Source organism: Peribacillus frigoritolerans (assembly GCF_030676415.1).
Taxonomy (GTDB): domain Bacteria; phylum Bacillota; class Bacilli; order Bacillales; family DSM-1321; genus Peribacillus; species Peribacillus frigoritolerans_A.
Genome location: NZ_JAUUTW010000017.1, coordinates 15,780 through 38,508, shown reverse-complemented (window position 1 = coordinate 38,508; position 22,729 = coordinate 15,780). Strand labels below are relative to the sequence as shown.

General features: G+C 39.3%; 24 protein-coding genes and 1 riboswitch. Of the genes, 9 read left to right on the top strand and 15 right to left on the bottom strand.

Going from position 1 to position 22,729, the window contains the following annotated elements; translation table 11 throughout:
• Positions 1–361: 361 nt before the first annotated feature.
• Positions 362–1,198 (top strand): RMD1 family protein, encoded by an 837-nt coding sequence (locus tag Q8G36_RS16605; protein WP_305160953.1) that lies wholly within the window; start codon positions 362–364, stop codon positions 1,196–1,198.
• 631 nt (positions 1,199–1,829) lie between these two features.
• Here the strand turns inward: Q8G36_RS16605 and Q8G36_RS16600 are convergent.
• The 7 genes from Q8G36_RS16600 to Q8G36_RS16570 form a co-directional block, all read right to left on the bottom strand.
• On the bottom strand, positions 1,830–2,312 hold the full coding sequence (locus Q8G36_RS16600) for a GNAT family N-acetyltransferase (RefSeq protein WP_305160954.1): 483 nt from the start codon (positions 2,310–2,312) through the stop codon (positions 1,830–1,832).
• A 324-nt stretch (positions 2,313–2,636) separates the two neighbouring features.
• Entirely contained in the window at positions 2,637–3,206 is a 570-nt protein-coding gene (locus Q8G36_RS16595) for a YdhK family protein (protein ID WP_305160955.1), read from the bottom strand.
• Positions 3,207–3,345: 139 nt separating this feature from the next.
• Entirely contained in the window at positions 3,346–3,489 is a 144-nt protein-coding gene (locus Q8G36_RS16590) for an anti-repressor SinI family protein (RefSeq protein ID WP_305160956.1), read from the bottom strand.
• A 391-nt stretch (positions 3,490–3,880) separates the two neighbouring features.
• Positions 3,881–4,498: a hypothetical protein gene (locus Q8G36_RS16585; protein WP_305160957.1), complete on the bottom strand. Its 618-nt coding sequence runs from the start codon at positions 4,496–4,498 to the stop codon at positions 3,881–3,883.
• A 750-nt stretch (positions 4,499–5,248) separates the two neighbouring features.
• On the bottom strand, positions 5,249–6,031 hold the full coding sequence (locus Q8G36_RS16580) for an arylamine N-acetyltransferase family protein (protein ID WP_305160958.1): 783 nt from the start codon (positions 6,029–6,031) through the stop codon (positions 5,249–5,251).
• A gap of 199 nt (positions 6,032–6,230) precedes the next feature.
• Positions 6,231–7,211 (bottom strand): NAD(P)H-quinone oxidoreductase, encoded by a 981-nt coding sequence (locus Q8G36_RS16575; RefSeq protein ID WP_305160959.1) that lies wholly within the window; start codon positions 7,209–7,211, stop codon positions 6,231–6,233.
• Between the two features lie 178 nt (positions 7,212–7,389).
• Entirely contained in the window at positions 7,390–8,235 is an 846-nt protein-coding gene (locus Q8G36_RS16570; protein ID WP_305160960.1) for a manganese catalase family protein, read from the bottom strand.
• 293 nt (positions 8,236–8,528) lie between these two features.
• Between Q8G36_RS16570 and Q8G36_RS16565 the strand changes: the two genes are divergently transcribed.
• From Q8G36_RS16565 to Q8G36_RS16555, 3 genes are all read left to right on the top strand, one after another.
• Positions 8,529–9,047 carry a DUF2243 domain-containing protein gene (locus tag Q8G36_RS16565; RefSeq protein WP_305160961.1) on the top strand — a complete coding sequence of 173 codons (519 nt, stop codon included), beginning with the start codon at positions 8,529–8,531 and terminating at the stop codon, positions 9,045–9,047.
• Positions 9,037–9,825, top strand: a complete 789-nt coding sequence (locus tag Q8G36_RS16560; protein WP_370694067.1) for a cytochrome c oxidase assembly protein — start codon at positions 9,037–9,039, stop codon at positions 9,823–9,825. The genes Q8G36_RS16565 and Q8G36_RS16560 overlap by 11 nt, the downstream gene beginning before the upstream one ends.
• A gap of 112 nt (positions 9,826–9,937) precedes the next feature.
• Positions 9,938–10,303 (top strand): carboxymuconolactone decarboxylase family protein, encoded by a 366-nt coding sequence (locus Q8G36_RS16555; protein ID WP_305160962.1) that lies wholly within the window; start codon positions 9,938–9,940, stop codon positions 10,301–10,303.
• Positions 10,304–10,409: 106 nt separating this feature from the next.
• On the opposite strand, the gene Q8G36_RS16550 is transcribed toward Q8G36_RS16555, so the two are convergent.
• Positions 10,410–11,042 carry a spore coat protein gene (locus Q8G36_RS16550; protein ID WP_305160963.1) on the bottom strand — a complete coding sequence of 211 codons (633 nt, stop codon included), beginning with the start codon at positions 11,040–11,042 and terminating at the stop codon, positions 10,410–10,412.
• A 177-nt stretch (positions 11,043–11,219) separates the two neighbouring features.
• Here Q8G36_RS16550 and Q8G36_RS16545 point away from each other — a divergent pair, with 177 nt between their 5' ends.
• Positions 11,220–11,363, top strand: a complete 144-nt coding sequence (locus Q8G36_RS16545; protein WP_167555965.1) for a hypothetical protein — start codon at positions 11,220–11,222, stop codon at positions 11,361–11,363.
• Positions 11,364–11,463: 100 nt separating this feature from the next.
• Positions 11,464–11,973 carry a DUF3231 family protein gene (locus tag Q8G36_RS16540; RefSeq protein ID WP_305160964.1) on the top strand — a complete coding sequence of 170 codons (510 nt, stop codon included), beginning with the start codon at positions 11,464–11,466 and terminating at the stop codon, positions 11,971–11,973.
• A 99-nt stretch (positions 11,974–12,072) separates the two neighbouring features.
• Here the strand turns inward: Q8G36_RS16540 and Q8G36_RS16535 are convergent, their stop codons facing one another.
• The 5 genes from Q8G36_RS16535 to Q8G36_RS16515 all read right to left on the bottom strand — a co-directional run bounded on the left by Q8G36_RS16535 (position 12,073) and on the right by Q8G36_RS16515 (position 16,590).
• The gene (locus Q8G36_RS16535) at positions 12,073–12,243 is read right to left on the bottom strand and encodes a hypothetical protein (protein WP_179891032.1); all 171 of its coding nucleotides are present in this window, start codon (positions 12,241–12,243) and stop codon (positions 12,073–12,075) included.
• 22 nt (positions 12,244–12,265) lie between these two features.
• Complete coding sequence (gene thiC / locus Q8G36_RS16530; protein WP_305160989.1) at positions 12,266–14,047, bottom strand: phosphomethylpyrimidine synthase ThiC; 1,782 nt, start codon at positions 14,045–14,047, stop codon at positions 12,266–12,268.
• 135 nt (positions 14,048–14,182) lie between these two features.
• Positions 14,183–14,297: riboswitch (TPP riboswitch) on the bottom strand.
• 112 nt (positions 14,298–14,409) lie between these two features.
• The gene (locus Q8G36_RS16525; RefSeq protein ID WP_305160965.1) at positions 14,410–15,198 is read right to left on the bottom strand and encodes an HAD family hydrolase; all 789 of its coding nucleotides are present in this window, start codon (positions 15,196–15,198) and stop codon (positions 14,410–14,412) included.
• 168 nt (positions 15,199–15,366) lie between these two features.
• Positions 15,367–15,900 (bottom strand): histidine phosphatase family protein, encoded by a 534-nt coding sequence (locus tag Q8G36_RS16520; RefSeq protein ID WP_305160966.1) that lies wholly within the window; start codon positions 15,898–15,900, stop codon positions 15,367–15,369.
• Between the two features lie 237 nt (positions 15,901–16,137).
• Positions 16,138–16,590 (bottom strand): hypothetical protein, encoded by a 453-nt coding sequence (locus Q8G36_RS16515; RefSeq protein WP_305160967.1) that lies wholly within the window; start codon positions 16,588–16,590, stop codon positions 16,138–16,140.
• Between the two features lie 416 nt (positions 16,591–17,006).
• Between Q8G36_RS16515 and Q8G36_RS16510 the strand changes: the two genes are divergently transcribed.
• From Q8G36_RS16510 to Q8G36_RS16500, 3 genes are read left to right on the top strand one after another with little or no spacing between them, the layout of a single operon-like run.
• Positions 17,007–17,984, top strand: a complete 978-nt coding sequence (locus tag Q8G36_RS16510) for a FecCD family ABC transporter permease (protein WP_305160990.1) — start codon at positions 17,007–17,009, stop codon at positions 17,982–17,984.
• Positions 17,985–17,996: 12 nt separating this feature from the next.
• Positions 17,997–19,001, top strand: a complete 1,005-nt coding sequence (locus Q8G36_RS16505; protein ID WP_370694071.1) for a FecCD family ABC transporter permease — start codon at positions 17,997–17,999, stop codon at positions 18,999–19,001.
• A gap of 21 nt (positions 19,002–19,022) precedes the next feature.
• The gene (locus Q8G36_RS16500) at positions 19,023–19,937 is read left to right on the top strand and encodes an iron-hydroxamate ABC transporter substrate-binding protein (RefSeq protein WP_305160969.1); all 915 of its coding nucleotides are present in this window, start codon (positions 19,023–19,025) and stop codon (positions 19,935–19,937) included.
• A 345-nt stretch (positions 19,938–20,282) separates the two neighbouring features.
• Here the strand turns inward: Q8G36_RS16500 and Q8G36_RS16495 are convergent, their stop codons facing one another.
• The gene (locus Q8G36_RS16495; protein ID WP_305160970.1) at positions 20,283–21,422 is read right to left on the bottom strand and encodes a zinc-dependent alcohol dehydrogenase; all 1,140 of its coding nucleotides are present in this window, start codon (positions 21,420–21,422) and stop codon (positions 20,283–20,285) included.
• 177 nt (positions 21,423–21,599) lie between these two features.
• Positions 21,600–22,520, bottom strand: coding sequence for a glycerophosphodiester phosphodiesterase (locus Q8G36_RS16490; protein WP_305160971.1), 921 nt, complete (start codon positions 22,518–22,520; stop codon positions 21,600–21,602).
• Positions 22,521–22,729 lie beyond the last annotated feature (209 nt).

The following is a 22,729-nucleotide window of genomic DNA, read 5'->3' as shown; positions in this document are numbered from 1 at the left end:
TATATGTTTTTATAAAGTTTTAGTAATGACATAAATGGGAGGATCAGTATTCGTATAAACAAACAAAAAAAGAAGGACGATCCATTTACTGGAATCGTCCTCTTACATATAAACAATTGTATTTTAAGTCTGTTAATAGGACTTGGGAGTGTAGAGCATAAAACCCCTTTTATTAGACTTGATTATTTTTTATATCCTTAATGGAAGTTATTTGTTTAGTTACTTGATCATCAGTATCACTTTCTTTATCCACTTGAACAGTCAGTAAACTTTTTTCTACCTTCAAGAATTATTCAAGCATGTTTTTGTAAGAATAGAATAGAATCGAAAAAAGACCAATTTGCTGAAGAGAGTGATATAGATGGGACCAATTACCTTTAAAGCATGTGCAATCACTAATGAAATTGATTTGAACAAAATCGCCATTCATTGCGGCATTCCTAAAAAATTCACCTGGGAAGAGCCTTTAATCCTTAAAGGCGATATTCTAAGTTCCATCCTTAATAAACATGTGGACGAATCGCAACAGGTGCTGGTTTTTTCCTTTGGCAGCATTGTCTTCATTAATTATTCACACGCGGATGAGATTAAGGAATTTTCATCCTTTATCAATTCTTTCGAGCCGGATATTGATCTCGTTAATGTCAATAGATATACAGACGATTACCGCCTCCACTTCAGTGAAACTGAAAACATCAATTTGACTGACGAATATGTAGTTGTGCCTAAATATGAATTTTTCTACCCTGAATTAATTTCCACTATTCTCGCAAAATCGGTGGCACTTGAAAAAACTGAGGAACAACTCGGAAAAATCCACGACAAGCTCGAAGCCATGATAGACCGACTGGAAAAAGGTAAGCTGAGAATCGGCAACAAGGAACTAGCGAGGACGACGGCAAAAATCGTACGTCACGAGTACAATACCCTAGCGTATATCATGATTCTGGATAAACCTGATATTACATGGACAAGCAGCATTGCCGGCGAATTTTATGACAGAATGCTTGATTTTTTTGAATTGAATGATCGGTATAAAATCTTGAAAAGCAAAACCGAAATTTTATATAACATTATGGATGGGTTTTCTAACATCAGCCATTCGATCAGGGGACTATTCGTTGAATGGATCATTGTGATTCTCATTGTCTTTGAGATTGTTCTGACGCTTTTAGAAATTGTAGGATGGATTCCATAAATTCTGAACATATCCATATTCATGAAATTATGGTGGAAATTTCCCTTCATGATTGGTTGGATGGAATACCTTCCAAAAAATCAGGCTCGTTTAGATGCTTCAGACTGTAGACAAATTCGAAAAACGGATTTGCCTACAGTTTTTTTCTTTGAAAAACGTTCCTGTTGATTTCAGAAATTCGCTCCCTTTCCGCCGACTGTCTGCCAAGCCGCATCAAAGCAAGCGACTGCGGTGGCCAGTTGTTCGGCAGGAGTGTTGCAAATTTCTTCAATCCAGTAAGGGTTTCATCCCATATAAAGAGTAAAAAATCATAGTGATCATTCCCTCGATAAAGCCGTGAAAGGGATTAACCCTATTTTGTCGACAAACTGAAGCATCTTTAAGATGCTTATTTTGCGTTTAACCACTCTTTCATTTTTAAGTTACTGTATACGGAAGTTTAATTAAATTCCATTCATATCGGGGACTAGGTACTATGGGAGATTTTTTTAATGTTTAATCCCTATAGTATCTTTTCTGATAACCGTCTCATGGGAAAACCGTTTTTCTTCTATCATACTCCCACGAGGTGTTTCATTTGCAAACACGTTCCACTTCCCTCTATATATTCCGGAAGTTATCTAAAGCTCCCTTAATCCAAAGCAAAGTGGAAAATAAATTCCTCTCCTTCTTCCCCGTTAAATCTGTATCCTTTGTCAATGAATCCAGCCTTTTTATATAAATTTATCGCTGGAACATTCGAATGATGCACTGTTAGAATAATCTCATCTTTATCTGGATGACTTAGTTTGATCATATCAGGCAACACTTTTAAAGTCTTAAAAGCTAGCCCCTTTTTTTGATGGCGCAAATCCAAGGAGAATGATTTAAGAAGAATCGCATTCTCATTACTTGTATATTCATTTCCCGCTTTATCCGTATATAAGGCAAAACAACCAATCAAATCCTCATCTAAATAAATGACCATGGGGAGGTTATATTTATCCTTCCTGAAGTCTTCGATAACTTTCAAAGGTAAAGAAGTATAGATTGCTTGTTCTATAGGTAAACAATAGTTGCTCAACGCCTCATAGTCATTTTCCATAAAAGGTCTAATAGTTAATCCAGTCACCATACTTGCACCCCATTTTTTACATATCTGATAAAGCCATATTAACAGATGCTAAATTTTTATAAACCAATGCAAACAATAATCTTTCAAGAAAGTAAAAAAAGGAATGGCTTTGTTTACCATTCCTTCAGACTGTAGACAAACTCGAAGAAAAGAGAGTGCCTGGAGGCAACTTTCAAATTTTACAAATCTAAAAAACATGAAGGATAGTCTAGTCTTGTTTTAAAATCATGGTTCGGGATGAGGCCTTCCGAACCCACTTTTGTTACAAACTGAAGGAATTCCAATCCTTTATTCTTCTTCTGATTTGAAAATCATGATGTTAAGTCATTCAGACGCTGATAATTCACTTTCCGTTACCCATTTATGGTTCTTCACTTTTTCTCCTCCCGTAGTCGGTGTGAAATCGACCATATAAACAGTCGTTTTTTCAGCAGATTCTACTTCAGCGACTGTCCCGTTCATCCCTTCCATATGAGAGGCATTTACTGTGACCTCCGCTCCGGGTTCATACGTCTTTTCACCTGAATCTTTGATTTCTTCGTGAATGATCCATTTATGATTTTCCACTTTTTCTCCGCCAGTTGTAGGCGTATACGAAATTGCATAAGCAGTCGTATCAAATGCACCCACTATTGTTGCTTCCGCCCCCTTCATGCTTTCCATATGACCTGATTCGATAATCGCTTGACTTCCAACTTCATAGGTTGGATTTTCTGCAGCTTTTAATCCTTCTGGAACATCACCCGAGCTAGAATGGTTCATGTCCATTTCACTATGTTCCTTTTCTTCTTTAACTTCATTGTTTTTATCATCGCTGTTGGAACATGCGCCAAGGACTAAAAATAGGGCTGCTAATAATGATAGGATGATAGGCAATTTTGTTCTTTTTTTCATATTGAATAAAACCTCCCTTATGATTACATCCATCATACCAATTAAATATGCAGAAAATATGGAGTACACTCGTGGCAAAAGAAATGGAGCCTCATATTTTTCATGTAAATCGCCTAACTGTGGCTGAACAGAATTCTATTTAGCCACCACAATCGCTGCTTTTATTGCTATTCGACTTTTCTTGCAGAAACTTTTTGAATTGCTCTTTTGTAACATCCGCTTTCATTGCCAATGTTACTAATTCCAGCCATTCGTCAGGAAGGTTTCCATCAAAATCCTTCATATCATCATCTCTTTCTTTTTATTTTCAGTTAATTTATCTGTAGCGTAAGGTGCAATTTTCGGTCTATTTTTTCGATAATGTGTAAAACAATATTCGGAATATCATTATAAATTATCTCAATCGTCTATAGCTGCATTTTAGTGTAAATTTAATAAGTCTTTACATTTACATATAAGGCCCCCAATGTTTATTTGTAATCAGGGAATTCCCCATTCTTCTATATTAATAACCTTAATTATCTAATAATAAAAGTGAATAGCATCTATCGAGAGTGGTTTAACAGAGGTAAAAAGAGATGATTTATTGCTAGAGGTTATTTGAGGTTTTCAATCCTGCCGGATTTTGCTTGGAAATCAAGCAAGAAGGACTTGGTCAAAAGTCCTTCTTGTGTCTAGTCTCCCAAAGTTGATTGTTCGATTTTTTGCATGATATGTGAAAGGTTCATGGAGGCATGTTTTTTATAATCCCTGCCTATGGATTTGAATAACCCTTTCGCTATACCTCTTAACATGATTTTGGTATGTCCATCCGAAATATTGGACTTATTAGGAAAACTTGATTCAGCTTGTGTACCGCCAATCTTATTAGCTGTTTCCTTAATAAAATCAATGATTTTAATTTCCTGGATTTCTCCTTCGATATCGGTTTTATAAATAATTTGATTTCTCCAAAGCTTTAGCTCAATCCTCTGTTTAGTATAATCGAAGAGGTCTTCCGTAATATGAACATTGCTCATTTGAATGGGGTCTTTAATGGGATACAATTTCGGGTTAGGATTGATTTTCTTTATTAAGGATTGGTCAATCGTGACCTTTTCCCGCTTTATGCGCGTATTTTTCGTTTCACATAGAATCAGCCTTAACTGTCCGGCAATTATATTGTTGAACTCTTCTAATCCAAAGAATTCAACGAGCATTACGCTATATTCCAAAATGGTGATTGCTTCATCGAATTTTCGTTTAGCAGCAGCATTCGATCTAGTAAAAACCAATCGATTCTTCCTCTCCATATCCTTCTCACCCCACTGAATTCTAATCTATTGAATAAATAGTAAAAACATCCAGATCGGATGTTTCAGACTGTAGACAAATTCGAAGAAAACGAGTTTTCCCTACAGTTTTTCTTTAATAACGCTTAAATTGTTTTCAGAAATCCGCTCCCTTTCCGCCGACTGTCTGCCAAGCCGCATCAAAGCAAGCGCCTGCGGGGTCTCGGCTAGCCAGTTATTCGGCAGGAGTGTCGCAAATTTCATCAATTCAAAGAGAATTTCATAAAACATAAATTATAAACTAGTCTTAATAATGGTTCGGGATGAAACATTCCGAACCCCCTTTTGTCGAAAAACTGAACATTTATAATGGATGTTTTACTTATTAGGTCTGAACTTTTTCGACTCCGATTTATGAACCTTTTTCTCCTGTATATTCTGATTACATTAGCCAAATTGATATGTTTGCCCCGGCTTGCAGCCACGTCGCATTTTGAGTTAATTGCAATTTCATGATACTATTCGCTTCATCAGAATATTGTTCATTCGTCTCTACCTCTTCTTCTCACCATTCACATAATAAAATTTATATTTTACTTACTCATTTTCATCAGCCTCTACTCAACTACTTCATTCGACAAGGAATGACAATTGTCCTGCTTTCAGCAAAGTTAGATAGTCTTGCACATCAATGACGGCCCATGGAATGAACATACTATTCATAAAAAGACTGTCGAATGGACAGTCTTTCGGTATGGACGCCTTTGATATTCAGACCTTTTTTCCATATCTATCGAAGTGCTGTTTCATTAACTCTTTAAATCGTGTTCCATCTATTTCTTCTTTCGTCACTTTCCCATCTTCCCACTGTGTAAAGGATGTATCAGTTAAAGTGATGTTCCCGCTGTTTGTCAAACGGGTGATTAATGGATGCTTATTAAATGGAGATTGCGGATTTTCCCTGATGATCGTTTGGACCTCATTAAGTTCCGCTACATTTCCTACGGGTTTTGAAGAATCGAAAGCATACCCTATTCTCCAATCGCGATCTTTATGTTTCAGTTTTAATTCAAGGATATGATCTCCATGGTCGGTACTTTCTTTCTTTATCCTGAATTCACCATTTTGGGAAACGACCGTTTCTCCATTCAACGGAACTGGTTTTAAAGGCAGATTCCCGCCAAAACCCGTATCGATCAAAAAGGTTTGGCCCTCATGGTTCAATAGAATCGTGACATGGGTCCTTCCTATGGTCATCCACCCCTGATTATAGATGACACCCCGAACCAAGAATACATCAAAGTCATTTTCCATCAGGAAAAAATAAAGGGCTGCATTCAATTCATAGCATAATCCACCCTCATTCCTCACGAGGACTTTGTTCATGATATTCTCTTTATTGATATCACTCAGATGGGATGCCATGATTGATAAGTTTTCAAAAGGAATGGTTTTCGATGTCTTATCCAGAATTTCATCTAATTTCTCAAATGTCAGATTCACATCTTCCTGGAGCCCTATTCTTTTCCTGAATAATGCATTCAGTTCATTCATTAAGATTCCCCCCTTTAGACAGATACCGACGAAGAGTATCTTGACTTTTTATATATTCATTATACTTTGTCCGTATTTCATTCTTCAATCAATCTGCCATTAGCTCCACCTTTTCCTTATCACATGAAAAGAGGTCGCCCAATCGTGTCTTAATCCTGGGCAACCTCCTCCATTCATGCTTCGAACCAGTTTCCTTTAATCATTCATTTACCTGTAAGATGATTTTACCTAAATTCTTATTGGCTTCCATATGTTCATGCGCCTTTTGTACCTCTTCAAAAGCGAAGACATGATCCACGATTGCCTTGATTTCATTTTGGAGGAACAACGGCATGGCCCTTTTAACGAATTCTTCCGTTAACTCTTTTTTATATTCATCACTCCGAGGAGTTAATAGAGTACCTTTTAATTGAACTCTTTTTAAGAGAAGTTCCATCAAGTTCACCTTCTCGACTACAGTTCCGCCTAGAATGCCTATCAGTACCCATCGTCCATCGGTTTTTATGCTTTTAAGGTTTTTCTCCCAGTAAGAAGCACCGATGAAATCCAGGATAACATCCACTCCTTGATTATTTGTAGCCTTCAGCACTTCTTCATCAAAAGATTGTTCTTTATAGTTGATACAGATATCCGCTCCTAGTGAGTGACAGGTATCCAATTTTTCCTTTGAGCCGGCTGTAGTGATGATCTTCGCTTTTGTCAGTTTTTTTGCCAGTTGTATAGCTGCTGTGCCTACACCGCTTCCGCCAGCATGAATCAATACCGTATCTTGATCCGTCAATTCTCCTAACCAAAACAAGGTTTGGTACGCAGTCAAGAATACCTCAGGAATCGCTGCCGCTTCTTCAAATGACAGGTTATCAGGGATCTTCATTGCTCGATCAGCCGGCATCAAGGCATATTGAGCATAACCGCCGCCGTTTACAAGGCCCATCACCCTTGTCCCTAATTGTATATTTGCCCCTTCCCCTGTATCCACCACTTCCCCAGAAACTTCAATCCCCAATATTGGATTGGCCATATAACCGGATTTCCCTTCTCTTGAAACAATATCCGTTCTATTTATCGCAGAGGCTTTCACCTTAATTAATATTTCCCCTTTTCCGGGCATGGGCTTTAAAAAACCTTTAAAAAGTAATTGTTCTGCACCACCCGGTTCTTTAACCACTACTGCTTTCATTTGTCCACTCCTTACAATTAAATTAGTGACCATCCTCTAAAATGGTTTGTCTTGAAGATGGAAACTATGCTACTCCAAAAAATATTCACAAGCAAATAATTAGGTTTTGGTAAACATGATAGAATAAAAAAAGCCGATGTCCCTTTCGGGTCCATCGATCTTTTTTGAAGAGTTTCAATTACCTTTTATTAAGCGATTGACTTCTATCCAGGTCATGATGCAATTGTGCTGCCGGTACCTTAGGTTTAGGAATCTGCCCTTTTGCAACTGGTTCAGCTACATAAACAAAATCTCCTGTACCATCCGGGGCGCTTCCTGTTGCCCACAGGCCGTCTGCCGATTCATTACCTTCTGATAAGTTCCAGAATTCATACGCTTCCGGTTGGGATTCCATTTCCGCTTCCGGTGGGAATGACGCGGGAACGACAACGCCATTTTTTTCTTCAAGTTCTGCAATGGCCGCCATCCATTGATATTGATGGTAACGATCACGGGCTAACATTTTACGGAAGGTAGCACGTACCCCTTCATCTTTGGTCATATGATATAAACGGGCCACTTGAAGGCGTCCTTGGCTTTCAGCATGCAGATTCGATCGCATGTCCGCTAATAGATTTCCGCTCGCTACAATATAAGATCCGTTCCAAGGCACCCCATTGGAGTTGGTTGGCAGTCCGCCAAGACCGCTTACGAGCAAATGCTGGGGATTAATTCCACCCATGATCGCTGCTGTAGCAGGATCTTTTGCGGCTTCTGCCTGATCTTCCGGAGAAGCGCCATCAAGCAATTGACTAATGAGCGAACAAAGCATCTCTACATGTCCAATTTCCTCTGTTCCAATATCCATCAGCATATCTTTGTATTTTTCTTCTCCACGGCAGTTAAAACCCTGAAAAAGATATTGCATCATGACAGTCATTTCTCCAAACTGTCCACCTAACACTTCCTGAATTTGACGGGCAAGCATCGGATCTGGTCGATCTACCTTAACTTCAAATTGCAATTCTTTTTGATGACGAAACATATTAACTCCTCCTTTTATTATAGGTTGTTTTTATATGATCCACGGTTTTTTATTACCCGCCTGTCCATGCTTGAAACATGAACCCACAATAATTAGAAAAAATTTACATGCGGTTAAAAATGATCAATCAACTTAAAAGCCAAGGATTATCTTAGGGCTATGAATCCCTCTATAAATAAGATTTATAAAAAGGTCCATTTACCTGTCTATAACTTTACAATACAGGGTAAAGTAGAAAGAACCATATATAGGAAAATGACCCATATCAAAGAAACCTAAAAGGAGGATGGAAAATGGATTTCAAGCCCCGAAATCAAAAAGATCAATCCATTTCAGAATTACGTTATACTTATTCCGCTCGTAATCTATGGTCCGGTTTTCTATTCGGGATCGGACTGGTGGCATTCATCGATGAGGCCATCTTTCATCAACTTTTACATTGGCACCATTTCTATGACAAGTCCACATCCAATATTGGGCTTGTCTCGGATGGTTTATTTCATGCACTAAGCTGGTTCGCAACGGTCGGGTCTTTGTTCATGTTCGCTGACCTTCGCCGTCGAAAGGGATTATGGCTGAAAAGGTGGATAGGAGGAGTTTTGCTCGGGGCAGGTTCCTTTCAGTTATATGATGGGATCATCCAGCACAAGCTCATGCGTCTCCATCAAATCCGTTACAATGTCGATATTCTCCCATACGACTTGATTTGGAACATTGCAGCCACAATCATGATTTTGATCGGCATTACCCTCGTCATTCAAACAAGGCGCAGCTTACTTAAAATGAAAGAAGACGGCCGCAATGCACAGTAATGGCCATGGACATATTCATGATAATGGGACTGGTTTTGAACCGATTTTATTGATTTTATTCGCGCTTGTTATAATGATTTATATTGCAGCTGTCGTAATTTCGAGCCGCCGCTATAAAAAATGGCCCTTATACCGTACGTTCTTTTGGATTCTTGGCACCGTCTGTACAGCCTCTGCAATTATTGGCCCCATAGCCAATCGCGCGCATATGGACTTCACGGCGCATATGGTAGGTCATTTACTGCTTGGAATGATTGCACCCATCCTACTCGTTCTTGCTGCGCCTATTACTCTTGCACTGCGAACACTTGATGTGCAATCTGCAAGACGCCTTTCACAGGTGTTGAAAAGTTGGCCGCTGAGCATTTTAAGCAATCCAATCACTGCCTCCGCGCTTAATATTGGGGGGCTTTGGATACTTTATACGACTGGGGTATATGGGGTGATGCATCATAATGCCCTTCTACATGCATTGGTGCATTTTCACGTGTTCTTAGCGGGCTATCTATTCACTGCGTCTATGATTTATATGGACCCTGCGCCCCACAGGTTCAGCTTCATGTTTCGAGCTATCGTATTTACAATTTCACTGGCCGGCCATGATATCCTTTCTAAATATATTTTTGCCCATCCTCCAAGCGGGGTCACCAAGGCACAAGCGGAAAATGGCGGAATGTTAATGTACTATGCCGGTGATGCCATTGACGTTGCACTTATCTGCATCCTTTGCTATCAATGGTTCAAAGCCACCCGGCCTAAGGGATCACTTGCCTTGTAGGGAGGCCGGTTCCATGATTATTTCGGTAAACTCCTATGTTTCTGTTTAATCGACCAACATTTAGCTCATACTAATTTTTGATGAAAAAATTTAGGATGGAGCTGAATGGAAAATGGAATTTGAAGCTAACAATTCTACTGAAAATGCTCTTCGTGATTATAAAGCTGGAATCGGTGCCTTTACACATAAAATGCCTGATCTCGCAGAGAAATTCAATTCGTTTACGGAAGAGTGCTTTAAAGAAGGTCAATTATCCAAGAAAGAAAAACAGCTTATCGCACTAGGAATAAGCTTATATTCACAAGATGAATACTGTATTATCTACCATACAAAAGGATGTCTTGATCAAGGCTGTTCCGAACAAGAAATTCTTGAAGCCATTGGTGTGACCGCAGCATTTGGCGGAGGAGCCACCATGAGTCAGGCTGTAACCCTCGTCCAGGAATCCATTCAGGAAATAAATCAGATGAAACAGTAAGAAAAAAGGGGTAGGACAGTTTGTCCTACCCCTTCTTTCTGTTTTTTACAAAGAAATCCATTTACCTTTTTTCATGGCAAAAAGCATTGTTATTTAATGAATCCTTTTAATGACTCATATTGTTGTTATTTCCTTGTGCGGGTGCATACGAATTCATCATTTGTTGCATATCCTGCTGTGCAAGTTGTGGAACTTGGTAGTAATGATGTTTGTTTTGATATAACGAAATCTCATATGCCATTTCAATGCAGTTCGGAACGGAATCTGCAAATACGCGGCGAACCACCGGATTCGTTATTTCAAGCGCTGACATCGCTTTCATGGATGCTGCAGACTTGACAGCTCCGAGCATCATGGCTGAAATGCATTCATCCGTAATTTCCGAGACGGATTGCAAAGGTTTCTTTGGCTGTGTTGGTGTCAATCCATATATAAAATCGTTACCTTGGTTCATTTTGTAACTCTGGGTCGGTTTAGAAGGATCCTGTCCCGTTTGGAAGCACTCCAATGTAATATTATATTCATCTTGGATGAACTGATATTGACGATCCAGAATGTCCATCAATTCCTGATCCTTTACATGCTGACGCAGAAGAGTATAAGTGTTTAAAGTAACAATCGTTCCAGACAACACTTCATGTACATCGAATACTTCGTGACCACCGTGATTCATTTGTGGGGGAATAGCACCCGTTTGCATGTTCTGGTGCACTTGACCTTGTTGATATTGGTTTTGCATCGTATTTCCTCCTCTTTTTTCAATGATGCGAACAAGTTTAGTATGTTAAACTCCAACAGGATTATTCAATCTAAACTCTTCCATGGGACCAATAAGCTGCATAAATCATGTTTTCTGTATAAAAAAAACCGTGACGTTTTAAACTATAAACACTTTATATGTATGGGAGGATTTCTAATGACACATAAATGCTTCTATTGTACTGATGACACGGAAGAAAAAAAAATCCATGTCGTAACATTTCAAGTTACTGACACGGATAGAAATGAAATGCTCTGTGATGAATGTTATCAAGAATGGCTACAAGGAATAAAAGGTTAAGCATTAAAAGCCCTCTAATATTAAACATTAACGATGCATACATGGATAAATTCAGGGTAACTTACAATGCTTAAATAGTGTATTTCAAGGAGGATGGGGTATGGGAATTTTAAGCGGAAATCCGAAAGAAGAGCCTATGCATTACGGAGAGGTATTTGGAACATGGGCATTTCTAACAACAACAAAAGGCTTGATTGCCTGTCATCAAACTATGCTTAATCATACTGGTGACAAGGATTTGCATAAATTACTTGTAGAAGTAATCAATCAAGGGAAACAGGAACATGACCAAATTGAGTTATTGTTAAAAGAAAATAACGTAGGACTGCCTCCATCACCACCTGAAAGGCCTAAAGCTAATTTAGAGGATATTCCCGTTGGGGCACGTCTTCAAGATCCTGAAATCTCGGCTTCAGTATCAATCGATATTAATGCAGGATTAGTTGCTTGCAGCCAGATCATGGGTCAATGCATCCGCGAAGATATTGCACAGATGTTCGCACAATTCCATACCAAAAAAGCGGCATTGGGTGCTGACTTCCTAAGATTGAATAAGGAAAAAGGATGGCTTGTCCCTCCTCCACTTCATGTTAATAAAACAAGTTTGTAAATAGTAATGAAATATCCCTTAATCATGTTGACTTTGTGATTGAATGTCCAACATGATTAAGGAATTAATTCCGATAATGAAAGGAAGATTAAGGAATCACTACCATTGCAGACTTTCGATTAAGTAGCACTTTGTGCATTGTTGACTATAATCATTTTTCACAAATTCATGATTACAATTCTCCCGAAAAATGTTCAGCTCCCTTTTCAGCTGTTCCAATTGAGTTTCCAACTGTTTCATTTCAACTTTTATCTGGATTACCCGATTCATCGAATTCTCCCTCTCGTCGGAATCATTGATAGATTTCCCCGTCCGTTTTCCTAAATTCATTCGCTTTTTCTTTAAGCCCTTCATCGATCACCGACTCAAAACCCAGACCCTTTTCCTTCGCCAAATCACGGATGTCCTGAGAAATTCTCATACTGCAGAATTTTGGTCCGCACATTGAACAGAAATGGGCTGTTTTGGCACCTTCAGCCGGAAGAGTTTCATCGTGATATTCAACCGCCCTTTCAGGATCAAGGGAAAGATTGAATTGATCTCTCCAACGAAATTCGAATCTAGCCTTCGAAAGCGCATCATCCCGTTTTCTTGCATGCGGATGCCCTTTAGCAAGGTCAGCTGCGTGCGCCGCAATTTTATAAGTGATGACCCCTACTCGAACATCCTCTTTATTCGGAAGTCCCAAATGCTCTTTCGGTGTCACATAACAAAGCATGGCTGTTCCAAACCATCCAATCATGGCAGCACCAATCGCAGAAGTGATATGATCGTATCCAGGAGCTATATCCGTTGTCAATGGTCCCAGCGTATAGAATGGTGCTTCTTGACAGACTTCCAGCTGCTTATCCATATTTTCTTTAATCAAATGCATCGGTACGTGACCGGGTCCCTCCACCATGACTTGGACATCGTGCTTCCAAGCAATCTTCGTCAGTTCCCCAAGTGTTTCCAATTCAGCAAATTGTGCCTCATCGTTTGCATCTGCAATGGATCCAGGACGGAGGCCGTCACCTAATGAGAAAGAGACATCATACGCCTTCATGATTTCACAAATCTCTTCAAAGTGAGTATAGAGAAAACTTTCTTGGTGGTGGGCCAAGCACCATTGTGCCATGATAGAGCCCCCCCGGGAAACAATTCCCGTAACTCGCTTTGCTGTCATGGGGATGTATCGCAAAAGCACACCAGCGTGTATGGTGAAGTAATCGACACCTTGCTCAGCCTGCTCAATTAATGTATCCCGGAAAACTTCCCAATTTAAATCTTCCGCGACTCCATTCACTTTTTCCAATGCTTGATATATCGGAACCGTCCCAACTGGCACAGGTGAATTCCTGATGATCCATTCCCGCGTCGTGTGAATATTCTTTCCGGTGGAAAGATCCATTATGTTGTCTGCACCCCATCGTGTAGCCCAAGTCATTTTCTCCACTTCAGCTTCGATTGATGAACTAACAGCGGAATTTCCAATATTCGCATTTATTTTCACATGAAAATTACGTCCGATGATCATGGGCTCACTTTCAGGATGGTTAATATTTGCCGGAATGATCGCCCGCCCGCTAGCTACTTCTTCTCTTACGAACTCAGGGGATACATTTTCCCTGATCGAAATGAACTCCATTTCTGGAGTAATGATACCTTTACGGGCATAATGGAGCTGGGTTACGTTTTTCCCTTTCACTGCACGCAATGGTTTTCTTTTCAATCCCGGAAAAACTTCGGCGTTGGATTGTGACTCAACTTTTTTATACCCGTTATCTTCGGGCTTTATTTCACGGCCTTCATACTCTTCAACATCTTCCCGTTCCAAAACCCAGCTTCGTCTAATCGGGGCAAGACCTTTATGAATATCAATGGGATATTCTGAATCCGTATAAAAACCGCTTGTGTCATATACTCGTAATGGCGGATTTTCCTCTTCGCCGAATGCCCCTGTAGTCGGACTTAGCTTAATTTCACGCATAGGTACTTTAATATCGGGTCTAGACCCCTCAACATACACTTTTTTACTCCCGGCAAAACTGGACATAATTGAAACGTTCATGTCATTTACTGAATTACTCATAATGATTTCATTTCTCCTTTTTAAGTTCATTTAAAAAGGACAAAATCCAATCCATTTCGCACGAAAAAGCCAGATCTCATATTTAAGACCCGGCTAACGTTAGTATGACTACAAAAATGACCGATTGAAAAGTCATTGTTTAGTAGATTCTAACTTCCCCACGCTGGTATGAACCAGATCAGGTCCTGAGGGTTAAGAAGCTTAAGCGCTTCTCTCTCAGCCCAACTTTTATTGGACACCCCTAGTCTGAATAATTTAATTGATTACAGGGTAACTATATATCACCCTTTTCATTCTGTAAATGCTTTGAAAGACCTAATATTTCCTTTACATTCTCCAAAACTTATTTGGAGGAGTACCGCCAATTAATTCCCCAGGCTCTCAAGGATGGGGAATAGCTCCTCTAAATGCTTGATTTCATAGGTTGGGAGCACTTCATTCCGTTGCTTATCATGGCGATTTATCCAGACCGACTTTATGCCTACCCGTGATGCTCCAAGGATATCAGTCATTAAATTATCGCCGACCATCAATACTTCATCCTTATCAAGCTCCATGATTTCCAAAGCATGCTCAAAAATGGAGGCATCCGGTTTACCTCGTCCAAATGCGCCTGAAATCACGATTTGGTCGAAATAAGGAACCAATTCAGGAGTAATTTCAAGTTTGGTATTTTGAAGTTCAGGAGATCCGTTCGTAAGCAATAGCAATTTGTACTTCCCTTTTAATTCATCCAGAACACGGAATGATTCTTCATAGATAAATGGCTTTTTGCGTCTCTCGGCCGGGAAACGTTCTGCCAGTTCAAGCCCAAATTCCGGGTCATCGATCCCTAATGCCTTCAAACCTCTCGTCCACGCTTCTTTCCGATAAGCCGGTGCAATCCCGGCCATCTTCCGGAATTCCTCATGATCATCCTGAAAATTCCCCCATAGTCCCTCAAATGGGTTGATTCCGATCATTTGAGTGAATGCATATGTATCGTAAGAGGAATAAAGCTCACGCGCTTCCTTTCGCACCGCTTCTTCAAACTCTTCGACATTCAGATCATATTTCTCCTTGGCCACTTGGCATGTGGCCACAAAAGCCTCTTTTACACTTTTCTGATCCCATAATAATGTATCATCTAAATCAAAAAAAACTGCCTTAAGCAAAATGTCCACCCCTCTTTCCCTATTATTGAATTCGTAAAAATTACGCTATTACAATAATAAACCACAACCAATAAAAAAAGAATAACTATTCGGAAAATGTCTTCCTCTTTCTTAAAATCAGCAAAATAACTTACTCTTCCTGGTGGTAAACCCTATATTTTCCCCTCATCATCTTTCAAATACATAAAGCTTTCCATTACTGGCAACCTTGAATTTTGGACCGGTGAACCCCCGTCGGATCAGCTCTTTCCTTATATATACCATGAGGGCGGCATGACTCACGATCAGAACATCCCTTTCCCCCTTTGCAAGGACTTCATCCAATACTTTATTGATCCTTTGCTCTGCAATCTTAATTTCCGCCCTTGTCTGCTTGTTGATCACCGAGCAGCAGCGAATCCAGATGGCCCAAAGGATGAACGGCAGCTTCACCCTTCCTTTTAGAGGGGGGGAAGGTATTTCCCGCAGCTCCTCCAACCGATGAACCGTACCTGGATAGATATGTTCCGCTGTCTTGACAGCCCTCAACATATCACTGCTATAACATTCCTGCCATTCCTCCACGCCAAATAAAGTCGTTCCATAAATAATATCCGCTGCATCATAGTCCTCAAACCATTGCTTCATATCATCTGCCGTTACAGATCTCCCAGTAGGAAATTCATGTGCCACCTTAAAATGCCTTACCAAACCAATTTTCATATATTCTCCTTTTTATCTTTTAAAAATATTCGTTTAGTTTTTCTTGTAAAAGCCCTTATCAATATATTACCCTATGTAAAACTATATAATAAATGCAAGTTGAAACCATTAAAAACCTTACTGAGCTCTCCTTGACATTGTGTATGTTTAAAAAATTTTACAGTTTGTGTCACTGGTAAGCTTTGAATATGATAGCATCGAAAAAAGAGAAAGCATTTCGCCTTCTCCAGTCATGGTTTAATCTATGAATTGAAGTTCTGTTATCGTACATCTTTTCCTGAATTTATATTTCCCGCTCAAATCACTGAATTGATAATCATTGAGGGATTTCCCCAGTTGTTCCTTTAGCTTATCCACCGTGATGGATTCCTCAATTGTCTCTTTCCAATTTTCATTTCCTATTAAATCTTCGAACGGAATGGTATTCAGGACTTCATCATATATCTGGATGCTTTGATCGATGCCGAAGCTGCCATAGATACTGCCATTTTCATCAGCAAAGATATGCTCCGATTCCAATTCTTCCACCAATACTTCTAGATATTCCTTTGACTTAACAGGCTTGATGGCAATCTCTGCTTCTGCCTTTACAGGTCCCAATCTCTTATCGATGATCCCTATCGTCAATTTAACATGAACGGGCGGATACCCAAACCCTTCACAAAGTTCTGCTGCCGAATTATATACCATCTGTACATCCTCCTTTTGTCACTATCATTATATAATATAAATACTCCATTTCATTACCAAAAACCCTTATTCAAGTTAACTTGGCAACGTGTCTTTTTTGAACATCAACTCATTTTTTTCCTTATCATAATAATAGGTTTTGAATGTTTCATCCGCTTATTTTTGTACTTCTGATCTTCTACAAATCTACAATTCATCCACGATTCTACTTCCTTTAGAAGCGCTATGGAAACACCTATCAATCATTCAATATTTTAATATATTGAAAAATAGTTTGATTTCAACAAAGAGTAAAGTTATACTCATCGTGATAATGATTATCAACTTCATCTATTGAAAAGTAAAGGATGAACTAACGAATGTTACATACTCTCTCTCTAAAGGAACTTAAAAATCGTTCAAATGTTTTTCTGTTAATGTGTTTATTCATCCTGGTGATTCTTGGATTGGTTGTGTCCATGTTTTTGGCTGTAACATTTGGGGCAAAAGAGGTTACCTTCAATACCGTGTGGTCAGCGGTTTTTAATTATAATCCCACACTGACACAGCAACAGATTATCCACGAACTACGGCTTCCACGGGTTATTGGCGCAGCATTAGTCGGAGCAGCTTTTGCAGTTGCAGGTGCATTAATGCAAGGAGTAACCCACAATCCCTTAGCTGACGCAGGAATACTTGGAATTAACGCAGGGTCAATGTTTGTGGTAGCCCTTAGTTTTGCTTTCTTTCCAAACATTCCATATTCTCTTTTGATGATTTTTTCATTTATTGGAGCTGTATTGAGTACATTATGCATTTTTGTTATTGGATCATCTGTGCCAGGAGGATTAACACCCATTCGATTAACAATCTCAGGTGCCGTGATAGCAGCGCTCTTGCATTCACTTAGTTCAGGAGTGGCTATTTATTATGATTTGAGTCAGGATTTAGCATTCTGGTATGCGGGAGGTGTTGCGGGGATAAAGTGGAGTCATTTGAAAGTGTTGGTTCCTATTATTCTCATTACGATTATTTGGGCAATATCGTTAGGGCGATCTGTGTCACTCATTTCATTGGGCAATGATATTTCCACCAATCTTGGTGTGAATACGAATCGAATTAGAATACTTGGAATGATAATAGCGGTTATTCTGGCAGGTGTTTCTGTTTCGGCCGCTGGTTCAATAGGGTTTGTTGGACTTGTAATCCCACATATTTCTCGAAAATTGGTTGGAGGATATTATCAGCTCATCATTCCCATGTCAGCATTACTGGGTTCGATACTGTTAGTACTGGCTGATTTGGGAGCCCGTACGTTGAATCCACCTAGAGAGCTGGCTATTGGTATAATGGTAGCCCTTGTCGGTGTTCCTTTTTTTCTCTATATTGCTCGTAAAGTAGGGAGGAACTTATAGGTGAAATACCTTATGAATGCAGACAACAAGAGGGCATATACAGTTACTATGGTATTTATTTTAATGAGTATAGTCGCAGTATTAATAAGCTTGAATACAGGTACATTGCGGATTTCACCTTTAAAAGTAATCCAAACACTTTTTGGCTACGGTGATTTTAAAAGTTCTACTGTGCTGTTTGATTATCGTATGCCACGAATCTTGATTACCATGTTGGCGGGAGTTGGATTAGGAATTTCAGGAGCCATCTTACAAGGTTTATCACGTAACCCTTTGGCAGATCCAGGAATTTTAGGCTTACATGCAGGTGCGTCCTTTGGTCTCATTATCTTTGTTACATATTTTCATTCATTAGATGAAAAAGCATCAATCCTTATACCGTTATTTACCTTTTCGGGCGGAGTCTTAACTGCATTTCTTATTGTTTTACTTGCCTTTGATCGTTACAAAGGCATACTGCCCATTCGACTTATTCTCATTGGAATTGCGATTTCTGCTGGTTTTAGTGCTATTACACTTTTTCTGTCTCTTCGTCTTGATGAAGAAACCTACTCATTTGCTTCAAGATGGTTAGTTGGAAATGTATGGGGAAGAGATTGGATTCATGTTATTGCCCTTTTTCCGTGGATCCTTATTTTAGCACCTTATGCTTGGTTCCAATCCAACACATTAAATGCCTTATCACTTGGTGATGACGTAGCAGCTGGACTTGGTGCTTCCGTTCAAAAACAACGTTTGCTGATGCTAGTAACTGCTGTTGGTCTGTCATGTGCGAGTGTAGCGATGGCTGGCGGTATTGGATTTATTGGTCTAGTCGCCCCTCATCTTGCCCGTCGGCTTGTTGGCCCAATGTACCAACATTTCCTTCCTGTTGCAGGACTTATAGGGCTCATTATTTTGGTGCTTGCGGATACCATTGGTCGATCCATATTTCAGCCAAATGCTATTCCAGCTGGTATAGTAGTCGCTGCTATAGGAGCTCCGTATTTTCTTTATTTGCTCACAAAAACAAAATAAATTTTCAATAAGGAGAAAAAAATGAACAAGAAACTTACTATTTTATTTAGCATTATGTTAATTCTTATTTTGTCGGCTTGCGGACAAACTTCTTCAAATGATAGTAAATCAGCACAAAAAAATAAACCTGGTAGCGAAGAACATAGAATCGCTTCACTTTCCATCCACCTAACAAATGATTTGCTTGCATTAGGTATAACTCCAGTTGGTTCTGTTATTGGTGGAGAATTAAAGGATTTTCTGCCTCATGTGAAGGATCAATTAAAAGATACGGAAAAGCTTGGACCTGTGAAAGATCCAGATATGGAAGCGTTGATTGAACTAAACCCTTCTGTGATTTATCTTGATAAGGAATTTTCAGGACAAGATGTATCAAAATATGAAAAAATCGCACCGACTCATGTATTTAATCTTGATGAAGGAACATGGAGAGATCATTTAAAGTCCGTAGGTAAACTTGTCGATCGTCAACAGCAAGCAGAAAAATTCATTTCAGATTATGAAAAACAAACAAAAGAAGTGAAAGGTTTAATTGAAAATAAACTTGGTGAAGGCAGTAAAGTTATGGCAATGCGTGTTACGGCAAAGGAATTACGAGTATTTAGTACAAAACGACCAATGGGACCTATCTTATTTCAGGATTTAGGTTTTAAACCTGCTAATGGTGTTGAAGACATTGATAAAAATCTACCTTACGAAGTCATATCTCAAGAAGTTCTTCCAGATTTCGATGCAGATGCTATATTTGTCATTGTCAACGGTGACGATGAGTCTCAGACAGCTTTTAAGCAGTTAGAAGATACACCCATTTGGAAAGGGTTGAAAGCAGTTAAAGGAAAACATGTTTACGTAGTTCCGGACCAGCCATGGCTTGACTATTCAGCACTAGGAAATAAAATGGCCATGGACAATGCAAAAGAAATCTTTTCAAAATAATAGATTGAGTTATTATTGTTGGTCTATTTTTATAGTATCTTTTAAGCATATGATAGGTTAACACCGATGGAATTATCTAACCCGGTCTCAATAGATTCAAAAAAGGAAGAATCAGCCTTACTCGAATAGTCAATAGAGTAATTATGCATGGAAAAAGGCTCTTATTAGTTAAGAGCCTTTTTGATGTTTATAGGTATATTAATTCAATCCATTCATTTAATATTTTAGTTATCATCCATTGACGGTTATTGGGGGAAGAGCAAAGAACAAGAAAAAACAAGACAGCTAACTGTGAATATTTTTTATTTCAAACGTGAACTGCCTTATTGTAAGTATGCTATCACATTATGGCTTTAACACCACTTTAATACATTCATCTTCGTGATCATTAAAGATTTGATACGCTTCACTTGCTTTTTCGAGAGGGACTTTATGGGATATGATTTCCGTGGGGTCGAACTCTCCTGCCGTGATTTTATCAAAAAGCTTGGGCATGTAGTGAATGACTGGTGCTTGCCCCATTTTCAGGTTAATGTTCCTTTCAAATAAATTGCCTAATGGGAACATATTATATTTGGATCCGTATACGCCAGTCAGTTGAATCGTGCCGAATTTACGTACGGCATTAAGTGCAATCTCAATCGCACTTAACGTTCCACCCTGAAGTTTCAACTTTTGCTCAATCGCCTCAATCGTTGATTTCTTGCCATCCATTCCCACACAATCTATGACCACATCTGCCCCGCCTGAAGTGATTTCCTTAATGTAGCTGCCCATATCGTTATATTCATCGAAGTTATACGCCTCAACCTTATTCATCTGTTTAGCCCTATTGAGTCTATAAGGAAGATTGTCGATGGCAATGACCCTTTTTGCACCTTTCATCCAAGCAAACTTCTGAGCCATCAAACCAATCGGACCACAGCCCAGTACCGCTACCGTATCATCTTTCTTGACGCCAGCGTTCTCTACACTCCAATATGCGGTTGGCAGCACATCGGACATGAACAAAAGTGCCTCATCTTCAAATTCACATGACTCTGGGATGACAAACGGCATGAAGTTTCCATATGGGACCCTTAAATATTCTGCCTGCCCGCCCGGATAGTTCCCATATCGTTCCGTAAAACCAAAGTACCCGCCTGTATCCACCGCTTCATTGGGGTTGGAATTATCACATTGACTCTCCATATCATGTTCACAATAATAACAGTGCCCACAAGAAATGTTGAAAGGCAGGACAACCCTGTCCCCTTTTTTCACCTTCATCACTTCCGGACCCACTTCTTCAACGATGCCCATCGGTTCATGGCCAATGACATAATCTTTATGCGTCGGCAAAGCACCCTGATATATATGGAGGTCGGACCCGCATATAGCCGTTGAAGTCACTCGGACGATGATATCATCCTTTTGCTGAAGTTTAGGATCTTCAACTTGTTTTACCTGTATATCTTTTGCTCCTTGAAAAGTTACAGCCTTCATAAGCAACCTCCTAAAATATTCTTAATACATTTGATATACCCGTCAAAAAGACTACTAAGCCTATGAACACCTAATTTTCCCAAGAATTAAATGCCCTTCATTTTATGCTGCACCTGGATGGCAAAAAAAAGCCCCGGAAAACCGGGACTCACCCATGAAACCATTTATTTAGTAACTTTATTTATCGCCATTATTATTGTGCTTGTACTCTTCTAGTACCTCATTGAATACATCGGGATAATTCGTAAACAGCCCCGTTGCACCCCATTCAAGAGCCTTTTTCATATCCGCTCTTTCATTTACTGTATATGGATGGAATTGGAGGTCATGGCTGCGAACCATCTTCACATATTGTCCGTCAACCTTACTGAAGTTCGGGCCAACGCCAATTGCATATTCCTTAATGGATTCCAATTCTTCATCGGAAATGGTTGCTTGGCTCTTATAAGAAAAAAGTTGCACAAGCGGTAACTTTGGATTCATGTCATGAACCTTCATAAGGCTTTCTTTACTGAACGATTGTATTAATACATTCTTGGTACGGCCTTTTGAATCCACCATTTTATATTCTTCCAGAACCTGCAAAAGTTCTTCTTCCATTCCTGGATAAACTTCAGGGGACTTTGTTTCGATATAGTAATTGGCCTGCTTTCCGAACTTCTTAAAGACTTCTTCAAGAGTGGGAACCGTTAACCCTTCATATACCTCTTTTGCCAATTGCGGATATTTTTCATTGAACCATGTACCTGCATCCAGTTTCTTGATTTCTGCCAGCGTTAAATCCTTCACCAGGCCAGTACCATTCGTTGTACGATCCACCTTTTCATCATGCATTGCTATCAATCTTCCATCCTTGGTCATTTGAAGATCGATTTCTATGTAGTCGCCTTTCATTTGTTCTCCCAATTGATAAGCGGGAATGGTATGTTCAGGTGCATAACCAGAAGCTCCCCGATGTGCGATATTCACGATTTTCTTCTCATAAATAGATGAATTGGAATGATTTCCATTTGCAGCAAGGGCCCCCATGGAAGTAGCCTGCAATATAAAAGCCGCACTCATCATACAAAAACCGATTTTCTTAATATTCGTTTTCATTTTCCCTCTCTCCCTCCTATTATTACCATCATTTTAGAAGGGCAATGTGAATCCACAGCAAATATAATGTAAAGAAATGATATATTAGTTAAAATGATTAAAATAACCTATCAAATACAGGGCATTCATGTAGTTTGTTATACCCAACCCAAAAGTTGAATGACAGCTTAATTATTGATTAATTATTAGAAACCCACTAAAAGCCTCTT